This window comes from Aminobacter sp. P4_D5 (assembly GCF_056401815.1).
Window position 1 is genome coordinate 1 of sequence record NZ_JBFUIP010001261.1, and the last position, 546, is coordinate 546.

The window sequence follows — 546 nt, forward strand, 5'->3', positions numbered from 1 at the left end:
CCTCCTTCTCGCGCTGGCCGCCGCGCCCGAGGGCCATCCTCTCCGCAACCTCCTCGGCCCCATCTGCCGCGCCGCCCGCCGCGCCATCCGSCTKCGCGGCCTGCGCMTSATCSTCCTCGCCCGCCGCCTSAASCTGARGCGCGCCCTSCCRGSMCCGCCCTGGATGGKCSCCRATCCCGATTTGTCCGAAATCATCCATCGGCTGCCGATCGAGCRGCGMCTYTCGAACTGGCGCCRYAACAAACAGGCCGCCCTCGACTTCCTSCGCGGCCTGAAAACCCTCCACACCCTCGCCGGMGGCCGACGCTACATCCCCAGGCCCTTCCGSGARTGCTGGGTKTGAGCCCCGCCGCGCCGTCACCCCAGCCGGAACAGGACCCCCGCGACATCGGCGCCCTTCTCGCGCCGGAGCACCGCCTCCTGTCGCGCGACGACCGTGAAGCCGGCCGCCACCGCCAGGTCAGCCGCGTGGTCCGGGTTGTGCCGGTAGCGCAGCCCCTCGCCGAGCGCGACCTCGGCCTCGCCGGCCTCCAGGCTGAACACCGC

Annotated in this window: 1 pseudogene; it reads right to left on the minus strand. The window is 73.3% G+C overall.

From position 1 onward, the window contains the following. Positions 1-357: 357 nt before the first annotated feature. Positions 358-546, minus strand: a pseudogene (locus AC1DWF_RS37835) (hypothetical protein); the annotation flags it as partial.